Annotated in this window: 13 protein-coding genes, 5 tRNA genes and 2 pseudogenes; 17 read left to right on the forward strand and 3 right to left on the reverse strand. The window is 41.9% G+C overall.

Annotation, left to right across the window (positions count from 1 at the left end):
• Positions 1 to 31 precede the first annotated feature (31 nt).
• The 5 genes from C2M30_RS10530 (at position 32) to C2M30_RS10550 (ending at position 655) form a co-directional block, all read left to right on the forward strand.
• Positions 32 to 106 (forward strand) — tRNA-Gln (locus C2M30_RS10530).
• 21 nt (positions 107 to 127) lie between these two features.
• A tRNA-Leu gene (locus C2M30_RS10535) sits at positions 128 to 212 on the forward strand.
• A gap of 152 nt (positions 213 to 364) precedes the next feature.
• Positions 365 to 439, forward strand: a tRNA-Gln gene (locus C2M30_RS10540).
• Positions 440 to 441: 2 nt separating this feature from the next.
• Positions 442 to 518 (forward strand) — tRNA-Met (locus C2M30_RS10545).
• Positions 519 to 570: 52 nt separating this feature from the next.
• Positions 571 to 655 (forward strand) — tRNA-Leu (locus tag C2M30_RS10550).
• A gap of 445 nt (positions 656 to 1,100) precedes the next feature.
• Here C2M30_RS10550 and C2M30_RS10555 read toward each other — a convergent pair.
• Positions 1,101 to 2,257, reverse strand: a pseudogene (locus tag C2M30_RS10555) (FAD-dependent oxidoreductase).
• Positions 2,258 to 2,480: 223 nt separating this feature from the next.
• Between C2M30_RS10555 and miaB the strand changes: the two are divergent.
• From miaB to C2M30_RS10585, 6 genes and pseudogenes are all read left to right on the forward strand, one after another.
• The gene (gene miaB, locus C2M30_RS10560) at positions 2,481 to 3,911 is read left to right on the forward strand and encodes a tRNA (N6-isopentenyl adenosine(37)-C2)-methylthiotransferase MiaB (protein WP_105171598.1); all 1,431 of its coding nucleotides are present in this window, start codon (positions 2,481 to 2,483) and stop codon (positions 3,909 to 3,911) included.
• Between the two features lie 46 nt (positions 3,912 to 3,957).
• Positions 3,958 to 5,013 carry a PhoH family protein gene (locus C2M30_RS10565; protein ID WP_105171599.1) on the forward strand — a complete coding sequence of 352 codons (1,056 nt, stop codon included), beginning with the start codon at positions 3,958 to 3,960 and terminating at the stop codon, positions 5,011 to 5,013.
• Complete coding sequence (gene ybeY, locus C2M30_RS10570) at positions 5,010 to 5,459, forward strand: rRNA maturation RNase YbeY (protein ID WP_105171600.1); 450 nt, start codon at positions 5,010 to 5,012, stop codon at positions 5,457 to 5,459. Before C2M30_RS10565 ends, ybeY begins: the two co-directional genes overlap by 4 nt.
• A gap of 97 nt (positions 5,460 to 5,556) precedes the next feature.
• Entirely contained in the window at positions 5,557 to 6,444 is an 888-nt protein-coding gene (corC, locus tag C2M30_RS10575; protein ID WP_105171601.1) for a CNNM family magnesium/cobalt transport protein CorC, read from the forward strand.
• A 29-nt stretch (positions 6,445 to 6,473) separates the two neighbouring features.
• Positions 6,474 to 7,983, forward strand: a pseudogene (gene lnt, locus C2M30_RS10580) (apolipoprotein N-acyltransferase).
• A gap of 84 nt (positions 7,984 to 8,067) precedes the next feature.
• The gene (locus C2M30_RS10585; protein ID WP_105171602.1) at positions 8,068 to 10,422 is read left to right on the forward strand and encodes an ATP-binding protein; all 2,355 of its coding nucleotides are present in this window, start codon (positions 8,068 to 8,070) and stop codon (positions 10,420 to 10,422) included.
• Positions 10,423 to 10,467: 45 nt separating this feature from the next.
• On the opposite strand, the gene C2M30_RS10590 is transcribed toward C2M30_RS10585, so the two are convergent.
• Entirely contained in the window at positions 10,468 to 12,858 is a 2,391-nt protein-coding gene (locus C2M30_RS10590) for a Lon protease family protein (protein WP_105171603.1), read from the reverse strand.
• 91 nt (positions 12,859 to 12,949) lie between these two features.
• Positions 12,950 to 13,426 (reverse strand): zinc ribbon-containing protein, encoded by a 477-nt coding sequence (locus C2M30_RS10595; protein ID WP_105171604.1) that lies wholly within the window; start codon positions 13,424 to 13,426, stop codon positions 12,950 to 12,952.
• 238 nt (positions 13,427 to 13,664) lie between these two features.
• On the opposite strand from C2M30_RS10595, the gene leuS reads away from it, so the two are divergent.
• The 6 genes from leuS to rlmH all read left to right on the forward strand — a co-directional run bounded on the left by leuS (position 13,665) and on the right by rlmH (position 19,259).
• Positions 13,665 to 16,253: a leucine--tRNA ligase gene (gene leuS, locus C2M30_RS10600; RefSeq protein ID WP_010560405.1), complete on the forward strand. Its 2,589-nt coding sequence runs from the start codon at positions 13,665 to 13,667 to the stop codon at positions 16,251 to 16,253.
• A complete protein-coding gene (locus tag C2M30_RS10605; protein ID WP_054978456.1) occupies positions 16,253 to 16,738 on the forward strand; it encodes an LPS-assembly lipoprotein LptE in 486 nt (161 codons plus the stop codon). The genes leuS and C2M30_RS10605 overlap by 1 nt, the downstream gene beginning before the upstream one ends.
• Complete coding sequence (gene holA, locus C2M30_RS10610) at positions 16,738 to 17,793, forward strand: DNA polymerase III subunit delta (RefSeq protein WP_105171605.1); 1,056 nt, start codon at positions 16,738 to 16,740, stop codon at positions 17,791 to 17,793. The genes C2M30_RS10605 and holA overlap by 1 nt, the downstream gene beginning before the upstream one ends.
• Positions 17,790 to 18,404: a nicotinate-nucleotide adenylyltransferase gene (nadD, locus tag C2M30_RS10615; protein ID WP_105171606.1), complete on the forward strand. Its 615-nt coding sequence runs from the start codon at positions 17,790 to 17,792 to the stop codon at positions 18,402 to 18,404. The genes holA and nadD overlap by 4 nt, the downstream gene beginning before the upstream one ends.
• 62 nt (positions 18,405 to 18,466) lie before the next feature.
• Positions 18,467 to 18,784: a ribosome silencing factor gene (gene rsfS / locus C2M30_RS10620; protein ID WP_105171607.1), complete on the forward strand. Its 318-nt coding sequence runs from the start codon at positions 18,467 to 18,469 to the stop codon at positions 18,782 to 18,784.
• A 4-nt stretch (positions 18,785 to 18,788) separates the two neighbouring features.
• Positions 18,789 to 19,259, forward strand: a complete 471-nt coding sequence (rlmH, locus tag C2M30_RS10625; protein ID WP_010560410.1) for a 23S rRNA (pseudouridine(1915)-N(3))-methyltransferase RlmH — start codon at positions 18,789 to 18,791, stop codon at positions 19,257 to 19,259.

The following is a 19,259-nucleotide window of genomic DNA, read 5'->3' on the forward strand; positions in this document are numbered from 1 at the left end:
GATAGGAACTAAAACTATCTACTACCATTGCTGGAGTATCGCCAAGCGGTAAGGCAGCGGGTTTTGATCCCGCCATTCCCAGGTTCAAATCCTGGTACTCCAGCCATCTCTTCTAGAGATACCCTGTGCGGGAGTGGCGGAATTGGTAGACGCGCTGGATTTAGGTTCCAGTATCTTCGGATGTGAGAGTTCAAGTCTCTCCTTCCGCACCATGTTCTCGATAAGAACTAAACTAATCACTTACTCGAAAGAGTATTCGTTGGAGTATCGCCAAGCGGTAAGGAAGAAGAGAGAAGGTTTTGATCCCTCGCTCGTTCACCACCAGATTCAAATCCTGGGTTCAACATTGATTTGAGATTTTCGTTGGAGTATCGCCAAGCGGTAAGGCAGCGGGTTTTGATCCCGCCATTCCCAGGTTCAAATCCTGGTACTCCAGCCATTGGCTACGTAGCTCAGCTGGTTAGAGCACATCACTCATAATGATGGGGTCCCCTGTTCAAATCAGGGCGTAGCCACCATGTTTTTTAACATGACTACCAAAACAGTTAATCTGTTGAAAAATACCCATGTGCGGGAGTGGCGGAATTGGTAGACGCGCTGGATTTAGGTTCCAGTATCTTCGGATGTGAGAGTTCAAGTCTCTCCTTCCGCACCATTTTTCAATTATATTTCCCCTGTTATCTCTGTTATCAAAAGCTAACGCTATTCTGTTAACTGTCTAGTCTTAAAAATCAACGTTTACTTCCACCCCATAACGACTCGGTTTTAATTAGATTAAAAACGTTATGCAAAATACCTATTCTTTTGAGATTATGATCATACGTAGTGTTAGGTGAATAAGATTTGGGGTAAGCGGGCTTATCTAAACAGGCATTTTATCGCAAGCGAAAATCTAACGATATTCAGTCCAATAGTGTTTTCAGCGTGGTTAGGGAAATGTGCATAACCATAACGAATGTTACTCTCTAAGGCGCAAAAAATAATACGCCAAGCTAAGCGTAACTAGAACGTTTAATTAAATTTTGCCGAAAGAGAATTGACTTGCTAGTGTCTCTAAAGGACTCATCGAGCCTTAAAAACAAAAAGCATAAAAAAGGCCATTATAAATAATGGCCTACTGCGTATTTTAGCATCTGACTTTTTATCGGACTGACTTTATTGAGTCCAGCAATAGCACCTTGTCGCAGTAGCTTTAACGGTGTTAATTCATTAGAAAATGCAAAATAACACGCATCCATCATGCTCATCATAGCAAGATTAGGTAAACGTCGTTTTTTCTCATAATCTTTTAACGCACTCAATACATCAGCTTCTTTTGATAAACTGCTAGCTAATTGTGCCACATCTTTAAAACCTAGATTTACTCCCTGCCCTGCAAGCGGATTAATTGCATGTGCTGCATCGCCGACTAATACACATCGTCCTTTGCTGTAATTGTTTGCATGTTGACGTGTTAACGGGAACACCGCTGTGTTTAGAATCTCAAAATCCCCCGGTAACTCAGGGTAATGCGTCAAAATCGCGTTTTTAAGTGACGCTTTGCTGCCAGTCGCGAGCTTGTTTAGTGTATCTTCGTGGTTATACCAAATTAAATTCGCATAAGGTGCCTGCATCGGCAAAAATGCAACAGGACCCGTTGGTTGGAACTCTTGCCATGTAATGTCTTGCTCGTGTGCATCTAGCTTTATTAACACACCCATGCAGGCTTGTTGGTATTGCCAACCGGTAGTGCCAATACCCAACAGTTCTCGTGTTTTAGAGCGTGCACCGTCAGCAACAATCACTAAATCAGCGTCTATCGTCTGTGATGAAAAACACACACTCACAGTGTTACTATGTTCGAGTATTCCCTCTAACGGGCCTAAATCACTTTTTACTGAAATCGCTAAATCAGCAAACGCACGCCAGATACTCGCCTGAATAATGCTATTTTCAATAATGTGTCCAAGATGAGTCTCACCAATTTCCTCATTGGAAAATACTAAAGGTGCTTGGTGATGATCTTGTACACTCAAACGATTATACTGCACATTGCGCGCGGCCTTAACATATTGCCATGCGCCTAAGTCTTGCAACAGATTTTCAGGAAAAGATTAAGTGCAGACACGCGAATATCAATTTGTTCATCTTCGAGTGTTTTTACGGCATCTATTGGTTTATTTTCCACTAACGTTATGGTGTGACCTTTTTTTGCAAGCGCCACTGCGGCCGCTGCGCCCACCATGCCGCCACCGACAATACAAATAGATAAACTCATAAGACATAATCCTTCAGATTGATATGCGCCTATTCTAACGTAAGCCTCTAACAAAAGTTTGATTTTGATTCATATTTTTTGAGAAAAATCGCGTTAAATTTAACTCATAAATTGTTTTTCTAAATAAGCACTGATGATTTTGCAAACATATTTGAATCCACCTACGCTTAAGGATAAAATACGCGTCCTTTAAGCTGTAAGTAATTTGTTGAGGCACGAAAACATGGGTAAAAAGCTGCATATCAAAACATGGGGCTGTCAAATGAACGAGTACGACTCGCAAAAAATGGCAGACCTATTAGATGCTAGCAATGGTTATGAATTAACTGAAGAAGCAGAAAATGCAGATGTTATTCTTCTAAATACGTGTTCGATTCGTGAAAAAGCACAAGAAAAAGTATTTCACCAGTTGGGCCGTTGGAAACTGTTAAAAGATGACAACCCTGATCTTGTGATTGGTGTAGGTGGTTGCGTAGCATCACAAGAAGGCGACACAATTCGCCAACGTGCACCTTTCGTAGACATTGTTTTTGGTCCACAAACATTGCACCGTCTTCCAGAAATGATCAAACAAGTGCAAGAAGAAAGCGGCTCTGTAATTGATATTTCATTCCCTGAAATCGAAAAGTTCGACCGTTTGCCTGAGCCAAAAGCTGAAGGCCCAAGCGCGTTCGTATCGATTATGGAAGGTTGTTCTAAGTACTGTACGTTCTGCGTTGTACCATACACGCGTGGTGAAGAAGTAAGCCGCCCACTTGATGACGTATTACTTGAAGTTGCACAACTTGCCGAGCAAGGCGTACGTGAAGTAAACCTACTAGGTCAAAACGTAAATGCATATCGTGGTGAAACGCACGATGGTGAAATTTGTTATTTCTCAGATCTACTGCGCTATGTAGCTTCAATTGATGGTATCGACCGTATTCGTTATACCACATCTCACCCAGTAGAATTTACACCTGACATCATTGAAGCCTATGCTGATGTACCAGAGCTTGTTGACCACTTACACTTACCTGTACAAAGCGGTTCTGACCGAGTTCTTGCATTAATGAAGCGCGGTCATACGGCGCTTGAATACAAATCAACCATTCGTAAATTACGTAAGATCCGCCCTAATCTAAGTATGAGCTCTGACTTTATTATTGGTTTCCCAGGCGAGTCAAAAGCAGATTTTGAAGCGACGATGAACCTTATCAATGATATTGGTTTTGATATGAGCTTTAGCTTTATCTACAGTGCGCGCCCTGGTACGCCAGCCGCTGATTTACCTGATGATGTACCAGAATCTGAAAAGAAAGAGCGTTTATACATTTTACAAAACCGTATTACGCAAATGGCGCAAGATATCAGCCGTAAAATGTTTGCTACTGAGCAACGTATTTTAGTTGAAGGCCCATCGAAAAAGAATCCAATGGAACTTCGTGGTCGTACTGAGAACAATCGCGTAGTTAACTTCGAAGGCCCGCATTCTGTAATTGGTCAGTTTGTTGATGTAAAAATTACCGAAGCCTTACCAAATTCACTGCGTGGTGAGTTAATTCGCACTGAAGCTGAAATGGACCTACGTAAAGACGTAGCGCCAAGCGATATTTTAGGTAAAGCACAAAGCCAAGAAGCGAATGAGCTGGGTGTAGCAACATTTACACCCTAAATGTTAATTTGGTGTGGCAAATGCCACACCAATCAAGGAACCCATTTTGAGTAACCAGTTAAAAACGTTAGAAACTTACCTCGAACCCTCAGACAATAAACGTCTAGCATCACTTTGTGGTCCATTCGACGAAAATATAAAACAAATCGAACGTCGACTTGGTGTGGAAATCGCCCATCGTGAAAACCACTTTAAAATCACCGGCAACGCACATAATGTGATTGCGGCAACAGAGATTATTAAAAATCTCTACATCGAAACACAACCGGTTAAAGGTATCAGCAAAGATATCGAACCTGATCTGGTGCATTTAACGATTCAAGAAACCACGGTACTCGAGCAAGACGATGACTTATATCGTGACGAACTTGTTATCAAAACCCGTCGCGGCGTTGTAAAGCCTCGTAACCCAAATCAAGCAACCTATATTAAAAACGTACTGTTGCATGATATTGCCTTTGGTATTGGTCCTGCAGGTACAGGTAAAACCTATTTGGCGGTGGCTGCGGCAGTAGACGCCCTCGAACGTCAAGAAATTCGCCGTATTTTGCTTACTCGTCCTGCGGTAGAAGCAGGTGAAAAACTGGGTTTTTTACCGGGTGATCTAAGCCAAAAAGTCGACCCATACCTACGCCCACTTTATGATGCACTTTTTGAAATGTTAGGCTTTGAGCGAGTTGAGCGTTTAATTGAAAAGAATGTGATTGAAGTTGCCCCGCTTGCCTACATGCGTGGTCGTACTTTAAACGACGCCTTTATCATTTTAGATGAAAGCCAAAACACTACCGTTGAACAAATGAAAATGTTCTTAACGCGTATTGGTTTTAACTCAAAAGCAGTGATTACTGGCGACATTACGCAGGTCGATTTACCCCGCGGTGCACGCTCAGGGCTTCGTCACGCCATTGAAGTATTAAGCGATGTAGAAGCGATTAGCTTTAACTTCTTTAAGTCACACGATGTTGTGCGTCACCCTGTTGTTGCAGCGGTTGTTGAAGCGTACGAAAAACACGATGAAGTTGAACGCTTAAAGAAAATCGAAAAGAAAAAGCAGCAAGAGCTTGATAAAGCTAACGCGCAAAATGAGTCAGACGCAACATGATAGAACTGGATTTACAAATCGCCCATGAATGTGACAACTTGCCATCATTCGAGCAATTTGAACTTTGGGCAAATAAAGCGCTGGCAAATTTAAAGCCCGACGCCGAATTAACCATTCGCATTAGTGACGCAAACGAAAGCCAACAACTTAACCACGAATATCGCGGTAAAGATAAGCCAACAAACGTGCTGAGCTTTCCGTTTGAAGCACCACCAGGTATTGAGCTGCCGTTAATTGGTGACTTAATTATTTGCCCTGAAGTTGTGTTACAAGAATCTATCGAGCAAGAAAAAGCATTTCATGACCATTTTGCTCATATGGTAGTGCATGGCTGCTTGCATTTAATGGGCTATGACCATATAGATAGCGAAGAAGCATTAGAGATGGAATCGTTAGAAAAACAGTTACTTGCTGATTTAAACATCGACGATCCCTATCGCGACTAATTTTGTTTTTGAAATTCAAACTAAATTTGGTATAACAGGCTTGGATTAGCCAATAATTAATCCTTAATTTTATTTAAATGGAGCTAATAAAGCGCTTATGAGCGACGAAAATTCGCAATCTAGTCAGGGTTCTTCTGGTAAAACTTGGTTAGACAAAATCACCCAAATGTTACAAGGGGAACCCCAGAATAAAGAGCAGTTAGTCGAAGTTATTATCGACGCTGAAGAAAGAGATCTTATTGACCCAGAAACCAAAGACATGATGAAAGGTGTTTTGGGCGTATCGGAACTGAAAGTTCGCGATATTATGATCCCTCGCTCGCAAATGATTACACTGGATGTAGAACAAACAATTGCCGAATTGTTGCCAGTTATGGTCGAATCATCGCACTCACGCTTTCCTGTGGTATGCGAAGATAAAGATCATGTAGAAGGCATCTTACTCGCTAAAGATTTATTACCGCTTATTTTAAAAAATCAAGAAGAGCACCCACCACTTCGCGATTACTTACGCCCAGCTGTTGTTGTGCCAGAAAGTAAACGTGTAGACACCCTGCTCAACGAGTTTCGTCAACAGCGCTATCATATGGCGATTGTAATTGATGAATACGGTGGTGTTTCTGGACTTGTTACCATCGAAGATATTCTTGAAATCATCGTTGGTGAAATTGAAGATGAGCACGACGACGAAGAAGAAACACAAGATATTCGTCAAGTTGCGAAGCATGTATATTTAGTACAAGCGCTCACGCCACTTGAAGATTTTAATCAGCACTTTTCGACGTATTTCGATACCGATGAAGCCGGCACCATAGGTGGTATTATTTTACATGCCTTTGGTCATATGCCATCTCGTGGTGAAACCATTGAAATTGAAGGAATTCAATTTAAAATCACCAACGCAGATAGCCGCCGTATTCTTCAAGTACAGGTTACATTACCAAAAAGTGATGATACCAACGAAGACGAATCAACAGATAATTAAACGTGATCTCATCATCAATGAAAGACAAAATGCTGGCGCTTATCGCCGGCATTTTAATGGTATTTAGTTACTCACCGTTTAACCTTTGGCCAATCGCGCCCTTCGCTATTGCCACTCTTTTTTACCTTAATCGTAATGTCAGCGCTAAAACGGCTGCTAGCCATGGTTTTATCTTTGGTCTAGGTTGGTTTGGTGCGGGCATAAGTTGGGTACATGTATCCATTGCAGAGTTTGGTGGCTTACCGCTAATTGCATCACTCTTATTGATGGTGATATTGGTTTCGTACCTTTCGCTATACCCAACCCTAGCCTGCTGGCTTAGCCATAAATTCAGTAACAAAAACACCTTATCTATAACGTATTTGGCGCTTTTTATTCCGTTATTTATCTTAATGGAATACTTACGCGGTACGCTACTTACAGGCTTTCCATGGTTAAGCTTTGGCTATACGCTAACAGACAGTCCACTTAATAACCTTGCCCCTTGGATAGGTGAAACAGGGTTAACTGCGGTGAGTTTATTACTGGGTTTTGCTATTTACGCACTGAGCCAACGCAGTTTTAAGCCAGCGGTTGTGATTGCATCTGTGTTTTTATTGGCACTCGGTTTAGCGCATTTTTCACCTTCTGTAAGCTACCGAGACAAATCGATTGATGTCGTACTGGTGCAAGGCAATATCAAACAAGAGTTACGCTTCGCACCTGAAAACTTCTGGCCAACCATGGCGAAATATCAAGATATGACTCGCCCAAATTGGCAGGCTGACTTAATCGTTTGGCCCGAGGCTGCTATTCCTGAGATTGAAGTACTAGTAGACGATTACCTTGGTAATCTTGATAAAGCAGCGGCATTTAATAATACCGCGCTTATTACCGGCATTATTGATTATCAGCTCGGTACAAAAACGGTTTATAACAATTTAATTGTAGTAGGCAAAAAGCATGCTAATGACCAACAGGGCCATTACCGTTATTTGCATCACAATCGCTATAACAAGCACCAATTACTTCCCATTGGTGAGTTTGTACCGTTTGAAGAAATATTAAGACCGATTGCACCGCTGTTTGACCTTGACCATTCTTCATTCACTAGAGGCGAAGCGAAGCAAGCTAATTTAATTGCTAATGGTTATCACGTATTACCGGCGATTTGTTATGAAATTGCATTTAGTAGCTTAGTACGTGGTAACTATCAGCAAGATTCTGATATTTTATTTACGGTAAGTAATGATGCATGGTTTGGTAATTCTCACGGCCCCCACCAGCATATGCAAATTGCGCGCATGCGTGCCCTTGAATTGGGTATGCCCTTGGTTCGTGTCACCAATAACGGCGTGAGCGGCGTGTACGACCCAATCGCCAAACACGGACAATATTTAACCCCAATTTGAAGCGGCGTTAGAGCGTTTTACCCTGCCACTCACCACTGGTAAAACATTTTACAGCCAGTATGGCGACCGTGCGTTATACATCGCTCTACTACTTTGTTTTATTGCAAGTTTAATTACCCAACGGCAAAAACAAAAGAGCATGCCATAATCGATGACGACGTTATTGTGTTATCACGCGATGACGTCTAAATTTAATGTGTTACCTTTTTTGTCAGTTACTTAAGGCACACATTTGCTTAAACAGCCCAATTCGCCATTGCGCTTTAGTAAAACTATCGTCATTACGATTTTACTGAGCGCATTTATTCATCTGTTAACCTTTGCTCTAGCAAAGACCACCTTGTCTCAATGGCGTTGGCAACATATTCCATTTCACAGCGCAGTGGAAGTAATCGGTGGCGTTATTGCGCTATTAGTGTGTTTTCTATTAATCAATTTGGAACAAAGTAAACGCGGTACTAGCTTTAATTTAGTTATCGCTGCGGCGATTGGCGCGATGGGTGTCTTCGATATTGCCCATGCTTTAGTCAAACCTGGAAACTTATTTGTTTGGTTACATTCGTTAGCCACATTTTTTGGCGGGCTACTCTTTGCATTAGTATTGCTTAAGCCGAAATTTACAAATGCCATCAGCACACGTTTTGTCTTTGTGGTTTTGCTGTTAAGCCTCATTATTTCCACAGTTTCGATTATCTTTCCTCAGCAAGTACCGATTATGGTGCAGCAAGCGCGCTTCACCTCTTTAGCCACTTTTATGAACATGTTTGGTGGCATTGCCTTGTTATTCGCCGCAATCAAGCTTTTCTTTGTTTATAAGCAATTTAAGAAAAGTGACGACTTACTGTTTATTTTGCACTGCTCAATGTTTGGCTTTGCCGCTATCATGTTTCAGCAATCGTTCTTATGGGATGTTTCATGGTGGGGATGGCACTTACTGAGGCTATTAGCGTATGGCGTGGCATTATGGTTTGCCCTGCAAAACGAGCGATACTTGTTTCTTCAGTTGCAAAGCTCTAACGAGTCGTTATTACAGCAAGAGAAAGCCACACAAGCATCTCTCGACAGCGCAAAAAAACGTATCGCAATCACCGAACAACAGCAAGCCGCGGTACTTGCAAGTCTCTCAGATGCAATTATCGTTATTAACCAAAAAGGCCATATTAAACTCTTCTCAACAAGTGCCGAATCTATGTTTGGTTGGCAATTACGTGATGTGCTTGGCAAAAACGTTACCTTGCTAATGAATAGCGCGTTTGCAGAAAAGCACGACGAGTTTGTTGCCAACTATCGCGTTAAACAATCCCCCTCTGCTATTGGTAAAAACCGTGATTTAATTGCAAAACGTAAAAATGGCGATGAGTTTCCCATTGAATTAACGATTAGCCACCTTTTACTCGACGAAGAACACCACTTTGTAGGCGTAATACGTGATATTACTGAGCGCAAAGAGCAAGAGCGTTTAATAAAGCACGCAAAAGAAGTCGCCGAAAGTGCCAACAATGCGAAAAGTGCCTTTTTGGCCAACACCAGCCATGAAATACGCACACCAATGAACGGTGTGTACGGTAATTTACAACTGTTACATGAAATGCAACTCAATAAAGTAGCAAACGGCTATGTCAAAGACGCGCTCGATTCAACAAAAGCATTAATGACGGTGGTAAACGATATTCTTGATTTTTCTAAGATTGAAGCCGGTAAACTATCGTTAGAGCGCACACCATTTAAACTTAGTGAGCTACTCGCTAATTTACATGCAGATTTGGCCCAAACTGCGCTGGTAAAAAACATCGCGTTTAATATTTTGAATCAGGTAGAGCATGACCTATGGATTGGCGATCCAACACGTATTAAGCAAGTGCTACTGAATATCTGTTCTAATGCGATTAAATTTACCCAACAAGGCAGCGTTACTCTGTCTATTTTGCCAAATGCCAATAAACCATATATCACATTTTTAATTAATGACACTGGCATTGGTATGAGTGAAAAAAGCATTGATAAACTGTACCTGCGTTTTGAACAAGCTGACGATTCCATTACCCGTAAGTACGGTGGCACAGGCCTTGGTATGCCAATCGCACAATCGTTAATAAAACTAATGAGTGGCAGCATAAGTGTTACAAGTGAATTAAATAAAGGCACAAACTTTACCATTGATATTCCACTGACAAAGGCCAAAGAGGATGCACAAAATCAGCACTTGCAAGCCGAAGAAATTATCAACCTTAGTGAAAAGCGCTTATTGCTAGTTGAAGACAATCCAATTAACCAAGTATTAGTTAAGGCAATGTTACAGCCAACGCAAGCGCAACTAACAATAGTAAACAATGGTTTGCAAGCATTAGAGACTGTGAGCGAATCATTTGATTTAATTTTAATGGATATGCAAATGCCGGTTATGGATGGCAAAACTGCAACCACCAAAATCAGAGAAAACGATACCAGAACGCCAATCATCGCGCTTACTGCGAATATTATGCAGTCAGACATTCAAAGTTATCACGAGATTGGATGTAATGACTGGATTGGAAAACCAATAGAAAAAACCCTGTTGCTAGACAAACTACAGCAGTACTTAAAATAAAAAAGCAGCGATTCCGCTGCTTTTACCGTTTTATTAGCTAGGTGTTTATTCTTCAACACCGCCATTAATCACTTCAGCAAAATGGCTTAAGCGACGTAGCGCTAAGTCGTGAATGGTATCCTTACCATAAGTGCCTTTGGCAGAGAGTTCGCCAGCTTGTTTACCCAGTAAGATTTCAAACGCCTGATCAACTGTACTCACCGCATAAATACTAAACAGCCCTTTTTCAACAGCCTCCAGCACTTGTGCATTAAGCACTAAATTATGCACATTAGATTGCGGCACAATCACGCCCTGTGCACCATTTAAACCACGCATCTGGCAGAGCTTAAAGAAACCTTCAATTTTTTCATTCACGCCGCCAATTGCCTGCACTTCACCGTGCTGGTTAATTGAGCCAGTGAGTGCAATACCTTGATTAATCGGTAAACGCGTGATGGCTGAAACCAATGCGCACAACTCAGCAAGTGATGCACTATCACCGTCAATCGAACCATAACTTTGTTCAATGGCAATGTTCGCGCTCAAGGTCAGGGCAAAATCTTGCGCGTATTTATTACCTAAATAGCCCGTAAGTAACATTACGCCTTTACTGTGAATCGATTTACCGAGGTCAGCTTCGCGCTCAATATCAACAATGCCATCACTGCCTGCGTAGACAGTCGCGGTAATGCGCGCTGGCGTACCGAAGCTGGTATCTCCAATATGCAGCACTGTTAAACCATTAACACAGCCCACTTGTGTACCTTCTGTTTGTATAAGCACATGACCTTCTTTAATTTCAGTCATAAAGGATTCGCTTATTTGCCCGGTACGATATTGTTTACCAGCAAGCGCTTCGTCTATGTGCGTCGCTTCAATTGTGGTTTCGCCATCTTGCCGTGCAAAAAACGCGGCTTCGTTGGTTAATTCAATCACATCGGCAAAGCGCGCTGAAAGCTTGCGTTGGTGTTCAGCTTGGCGGTGGCTAAAACGCAGAAGCGCCGCAAACGCATGGGCCGAAAGTGACATTTTTAGTGTTTCTGTCGCATATTTTTGCACCCGACTGATCAGTTGGAACTGATATTTATCGGTTGCCGGAATATGGTAATCAAAATCGGCGAGCACACGAAAAAGTTCATTAAACTCATCATCATACTCTTGCATTACGTAATACAAATCACGAGAACCAAGCAATATTATTTTTACATCAAGCGGAATAAGCTGTGGTTTTAACGTGAAACTTGCACCCACACTTGAATCTTGTGCGGCAAGATCTGTTTTAATTTGCTTACTCTTTAAACTTAATTTTAGTGCGTCCCAAACTTGGCTATTAGCCATCAGTTTTTCCGCATCCATCACTAAGTAACCGCCATTAGCACGATGTAGCGCCCCCGATTGAATCGAGCGGAAACTGGTAACAATGGAACCTGATTGCGAAGTGTATTCTACTTTGCCAAAAATATTGCCAAACGTTGGATTTGGCTCATAGACAACAGGTGCGCCCTCTTCTTTGTGGCTCACTAAAATGTTTGGCGCAATGTATTCCGTTAGCATTGCGCGCTTATCTAAGTCTTCTTTATTATTTTCGTCGCTCTCTTCAGCCAGCCACTCTAATACCGCGTCTATTAACTCAGCTTTAAGGTCTTTTAGATACTTCACAATACCTAAATGGCTGGTGTATTTGTGCTCTAAATCTTTTAGCAGCGGCTTTATTGCGGTTTCTACCGTTTTTTGCTTTAGTTCGCGTAACTTTTCCGATGATTCACGTTTCCATCTTGGCAATTCAATTAGCGCTTCATTAAGTGCATTTTCTAAGCGAGATATTACATCGTAAAAATACTGCTTTTGCTCGTCATCTAGGCTTGAAAACTCAGCGTCATCTAACTGTTTACCATCAATTACCGGGGCAAAGCTGATCACGCCCGACTCTTCAAATAGCGCCACGTTATGTTGGTTAGCAATTTTTTCTACGATCTCGAGCGCTTCATCGTATTTCTCGTTGAAACTACTATCAATGGCTTTCTTTTGACGTTGATAATTAGGGTTATCAAATGCGGCTGGAAAGGTATCTAAAATCTCATCAATAAATGAATCGATATCATCACTAAATAGCTTACCTTCGCCTGCAGCCATAAAAATCGCACTTGGCTGACGATGCTCATCAAAGTTGTTTAAATAAAGCCAATCCGGTGGGGTTTGTTTGGTGCGACTTTGCGCAGCTAGTTTTTCTTGCACCATAGTAAAGCGGCCTAGAGCCGGTTCACCCATCACGTAAATATTGTAACCTGGCAGCTCCATTCCTAGCGCAAAATCAATAGCACTTTGTGCACGCTTTTGTCCAATAATTGTGTATTCATCAGGATATGCTTGCGCCATGCAAGTTTCTATTGCGTGCAATTCTATTTGCGGTGCAAGTACATCAACACCAAGTTTATTCTGTTCGCCAATTTTCATAATACTACCGTCCTTATTAGCGCTTGCTCGCTATAGCTTTTGTGTGAGTCTACTTAAGTCCTTAAAAAATAACATCAGAAAGTTAAAATATTTATGGCGCGCTGGCGATACGATGAAACTCAATGGCATCACACTCTATACACGCGCTTAATTGGCTTGGATGCGTGATGTGTTTCACTTCACCACAGGCTTTACATTGAAACTCACCAAACGATACCCACTCGCCTTGTTTGTAAACACCATTGTGCTCAAAGTCATCAAGTAATAGTGACCATTCTAATTGGGTTTTATCAACTAAATGTGACAGCGCTAACCACCACTCTTCATTAAATTCTTCATTTGCGAAGTCATTGTCTTTTTGCGCCTTTCTGAGCCGGTTAAACTCCTCAATATCGCGTTTTACGTAATAACTGTAATCTGCTATTTGCTCTTTTGAATATTTGCCAAGGGCTGCCAGCTCTTTTTGAAAGTCATAGAAGGCTTTTTGCACGCTTTTAAGCTCATGATCGTTTACATCCTGTAACCACTGTTGAAAGCGCTTTAAATAATTGTCGTAACTGTCTTTCATTTTATTCCTCCTTTTGCTCTTTCTATAAGTATAGTAGCGATATAAAAAATATCTTGTATCAAACAGTTAACTGCTTATTAAAACAACAATCAAGTAGCAAAATCAAATGGCGTTTAAGGTGCGATTAAAGACACAAAAAACTTACTTTTAATACACAGCTAAGGGTGTATTAGCGCCGCAATTTACGCTATGCTAAGCGCCAATTTTTATTTATTTTGCAAGTAGTTTGGAAATTAGAATGCAAGAGCAATACAGCCCGCAGGATATCGAACAAAAAGTTCAAAAATATTGGGATGAAAATCAAACATTTAAAGTAACTGAGCAAGAAGGTAAAGAAAAGTTTTACTGTCTCTCAATGTTCCCTTACCCAAGTGGTCGTCTGCACATGGGTCACGTACGTAACTACACCATTGGTGATGTAGTATCACGTTTCCAACGCTTGCAAGGAAAAAACGTAATGCAACCTATGGGTTGGGATGCATTTGGTCTACCTGCCGAAAACGCCGCAATTAAAAACAACACGGCACCTGCAAAATGGACTTACGAAAACATTGACTACATGCGCAACCAGTTAAAGCAACTTGGTTTTGGCTACGACTGGGATCGTGAAATCGCGACCTGTCACCCTGAGTACTACAAGTGGGAACAATGGTTTTTCACAAAACTGTACGAAAAAGGCCTTGTATACAAAAAAATGTCAACGGTTAACTGGGATCCAGTAGACCAAACCGTACTTGCAAACGAACAAGTTATTGACGGTCGTGGTTGGCGTTCAGGTGCCGTTGTAGAGCAAAAAGAAATTCCGCAGTGGTTTATTAAAATTACTGACTATGCGCAAGAGCTACTTGACGACTTAGACAAACTTGAGCACTGGCCTGAGCAAGTTAAAACCATGCAGCGCAACTGGATTGGTCGCTCTGAAGGGTTAGAAATCGACTTTAAACGTGCTGATAACGGTGAAACATTCACTGTGTACACAACACGTCCAGATACCTTTATGGGCGTAACCTATGTTGGTGTTGCAGCCGGTCACCCAATTGCACAAGAAGCTGCTAAAAATAATCCAGCGGTTGCTGCCTTCGTTGAAGAATGTAAAAACACCAAAGTTGCTGAAGCCGATATGGCAACAATGGAGAAAAAAGGCATCGACACTGGCTTTAAAGCAATTCACCCATTAACTGGCGAAGAAGTACCGGTATGGGCTGCTAACTTTGTACTAATGGACTACGGTTCGGGTGCAGTAATGGCAGTACCAGGTCACGACCAACGTGACTTTGAATTTGCTACCGCCTACGGCCTTGAAATCAAGCAAGTTATTGCACCTGTTGAAGGTTCTGAACTAACAGCAGATATCGCCAATGAAGCATTCACTGAAAAAGGCGTGTTAATTAACTCTGGCGAATTTGATGGCCTTGAGTTTGAAGCAGCATTTAATGCTATTGCCGATAAACTTGAAGGTATCGGCGCTGGTAAGCGTAAAGTTAACTTCCGTCTTCGTGACTGGGGTGTAAGCCGTCAGCGCTACTGGGGTTCACCAATCCCAATGTTAAACAAAGAAGATGGCTCTGAGCTTGCGGCTACAGAAGACATGCTGCCAGTACGCCTGCCGGAAGATGTGGTAATGAATGGTGTTACATCACCAATCAAAGCTGACCCAGAATGGGCTAAAGCAACTGTTAACGGCGAACAAGTATTCCACGAAACTGATACGTTCGATACCTTTATGGAATCGTCTTGGTACTACGCGCGCTACTGTAGCCCGCGCTACGATGAAGGCATGTTAGAGCCAGGTGCTGCTAACTACTGGCTTCCTGTAAACCAGTATATCGGTGGTATTGAGCACGCTATTTTGCATTTACTTTATGCGCGTTTCTTCCACAAGCTATTACGTGATTTTGGCCTAGTAAATTCAGATGAGCCGTTCGAGCGTTTATTATGTCAGGGCATGGTATTAGCAGAAACCTTCTTCCGTAAAGACGAGAAAGGCGGCGACGTTTGGATTGCACCAAGCGACGTTGAGAGCGAAAAAGACGACAAAGGTCGCGTTGTAAAAGCGTGGCACAAAGACGACGGCCAACCAGTTGAATCTGCTGGTATGAGCAAAATGTCTAAGTCAAAAAATAACGGTATTGATCCACAAACGGTAATTAACCAATACGGCGCCGATACAGTGCGTTTATTTATGATGTTTACCGCGCCACCAGAGCAAACGTTAGAATGGTCTGACTCAGGTGTAGAAGGTGCGCATCGCTTTATTAAACGTGTCTGGAAATACGCAACTGAAGTAATGGCAAATGAGCGCACAACGCTTGATAGCGCTTCGCTTTCAAACGAGCAAAAAGTGCTTCGTCGTGAATTACATAAAGCAATTGCGAAAGTGTCTGATGACTTAGATCGTCGTCAAACATTTAACACAGCAATTGCCGCGGTTATGGAGTTACTTAACAAGCTTGTTAAAGCACCATTAAACGATAGCAACGATATCGCGATTGGTTATGAAGCGCTTGAAGCATTAATCGTGATGCTTTCACCTATCACACCGCACGTGTGTCATGAATTATGGCTAAACCTTGGCAAGCAAGGTGAAGTCGTTGATGCACCATGGCCTGTGGTTGATCAATCAGCGATGGTTGAAGACGAAAAGCTCGTTGTAGTGCAGGTTAACGGTAAAGTACGCGGTAAAATTACCGTTGCTGCTGACGCAGACCAAGACGCGGTTGAAAAAGCAGCGTTTGCTGAACCTAATGTGACTAAATTCACAGACGGTTTAACTATTCGCAAGGTTATCTTTATTAAAGGTAAATTGCTAAACGTGGTTGCAAACTAATGTTTGCACCACGCTTTTTACAAAACACAGCATTATTGCTGTGTTTTGTGCTTTTAGTTGGCTGCGGTTTTAAATTGCGCACCGCATCAGTATTACCTGACGATCTGCAAAACTTAGTGGTCACGGCGACAAACCCTGACTCTCAGCTTTTTACCGAGCTACAAAACAGTTTAGCGCTGAGCAATATTAATACTGATTCAAAGCACGCTACCGCAGAGCTAAAGTTACTAAAAGACTCTCTTAACCGTCGTACACTAAGTTTATTTCCAAACGGCCAAGTAGCCGAGCATGAACTTATTTACACCGTCAGTTACCAACTTATTCGTGACAAGCAAAAGCCAATTACCAATAGCTTTGAGCTTACCCGTAATTATCAAGACGACCCTGATAACGCGCTAGCAAAATCGCGAGAAATGGAATTGATCCTGTCAGAATTGCGCCAACAAGCAAGTAACTTGATTATTCGTCAGTTAGGCCAATATTAATGCGTATTTATCCGAACCAATTAGTTGCTCAGTTAAAACAAGGCTTAGCGCCTTTTTACTTACTTTTTGGTGAAGAAGCATTTTTATTAAACCAAGCTGCAAACCAAGTTAAATCAATTGCAAAAGCACAAGGATTTGATGAAGTCATTCGCTTTGCCGCTTCTCCCCAGTTTGACTGGCAAGAAATTGTGCAAGAATATGCAAGCTTGTCACTCTTTGCTAATCGCAAAATTATCGAATTAGAACTTGGTGACAGTAAGCCCAATGCTGCAGCCAGCAAGTTATTACAATCGCTTGCGCAAAACCCAAACCCCGATTGCATTCTCGTTATCAAAGGCGAAAAAGTGGGTAACGATATTCAACGTGGTGCATGGTTTAAAGCATTGGATAAAAACGGGTTATTTGTGCCGTGTTACCCGCTTCAAGGAAAGCAGTTGTTTGCTTGGCTTGAACAACAGTGCCAAAGTTTGCATTTGCGATTATCTGCTGATGCTAAAACTTTATTGGTTGACTACAACCAAGATAATTTGTTCGCAATATCTCAAGAACTTGAAAAGCTCTCTTTACTCAATATTTCCGGTGAAATTAACGCCCAAACCCTAGCACCAACGCTAGTCAATCAGTCGCGTTTAGACGTATTTGACTTAAGCGACGCCCTATTAAAAGGCGACAGTGTTCAGATCAGCAAAGTAATGCTTAAGCTAAAACAAGAAAACGTCGAACCAACCATTATTTTATGGGCACTGGTACGCGAGTTTGAAAGCTTACAAGCAATGCAACAAGCAATAGCAAACGGCGAATCATTCAATGCAATTTTCAGCCAATTTAAGGTGTGGAAAAATAAGCAAGCCATTACAGAGCAAGCATTAAGGCGTTTAACACACGTTGAACTAAACGCGCTCGGTGATGTACTTGCCGAATTTGATTTAGCCTACAAGCAACACCAACATATTGATGCCTACCAACACTTGCTGCATATTGCTCTAATGTTTGTTGGTCCACTGCCCTTTTCTGTACCGTTTAACGCAAAAGTAGAACAATACGCCAACCTATGATTGTTATTTTAGGCGGCACATTTGACCCAATACACACCGGGCACCTTGCATTAGCGAAACAAGCGGCTCAAATACTGGCGCCAAGCAAAGTACTGTTTATGCCGTGCAAGCAACCTGTACATAAAGCCACGTCCGGCATAACAAGCGCGCACCGCATTAATATGATTAAACTCGCAATTAAAGATGAGGCCAACTTTGCGATTGATTTGCGTGAAATAAACCGCGAAACACCAAGTTATGCGCTAGAAAGCCTAATTAGCTTCAGGCAAGAATTCCCGCTAGTACCTTTATTTTTTATTATCGGAATGGATTCACTCAACACCTTGCATAAATGGCATAAATGGCAAGACTGTATCAGCAATAGCAACTTTTTAGTTTTTCAACGACCGGGCGAAACATTTCAACCGAACCCTCAAGTTGCGCCGTTTATTAGTGGCGATATTAACGACGCGTTAAAAGACTTACCGCTTGCCGGTCATATCTTTCTTGCACAGCACCAGCAAGTAGCCATTTCATCCTCGGCACTGCGTACAAATCTTACCCAATACAAAAATGATTTCCTGCCAGAAGCGGTTTCTGACTATATAAAACAGCATCGTCTCTACCAATAAACCCTCTGCACGTGTTAAAATTTAACAATTAAGCCAAATAAACCAATTACTAGGAAATACTTTTGGATCCTCGCGAGTTATTAGACTTTGTAATCGACAAAGCAGACGATATCAAAGCCGTTGATATCACCACGTTAGATATGACTGATAAATCATCAATTACCGACTATATGGTTGTGTGCTCAGGCACTTCAAAACGCCATGTACAGTCAATTGCCAACAACGTTGCACTTGAAGCAAAAGCACAAGGTATTCATATCATTGGTACCGAAGGCCAACAAGAAGGCGAATGGGTATTACTTGATTTAGGTGATGTAGTACTTCATGTAATGCAAGAAAGTGCACGTGAATTCTACCAGTTAGAAAAACTTTGGAGCTAATTCTGTGCGTATTCAGCTAATTGCTGTTGGTACGAAAATGCCAGCGTGGGTAGAAACCGGCTTTCAAGAATATCAGCGCCGGTTTCCGCGCGATATGAGCTTAGAGCTTATTGAGATTCCCGCTGGTAAACGCGGTAAAAATGCCGATATTAAGCGTATTTTACAGCAAGAAGGTGAAAAAACCTTAGCCGCAATTCCTAAAGGGAACAAAATCGTTACTTTAGAGGTCACAGGTAAAGCACTCGATACCCATCAACTTGCTAAGGAAATGAGTAAATGGCAACTTGATGGACGCGATATCAGCTTACTAATTGGCGGCCCTGAAGGTTTGGCACCTGAATGTATTGCCGCATCTGAGCAAAAATGGTCATTGTCTAATTTGACCTTGCCGCACCCACTGGTAAGAATAATCGTCGCAGAAAGCTTGTATCGTGCATGGAGTTTGAATAACAATCACCCTTATCACCGAGAATAA

Source organism: Pseudoalteromonas sp. T1lg24 (genome assembly GCF_002964745.1).
Taxonomy (GTDB): Bacteria; Pseudomonadota; Gammaproteobacteria; order Enterobacterales; family Alteromonadaceae; genus Pseudoalteromonas; species Pseudoalteromonas spongiae.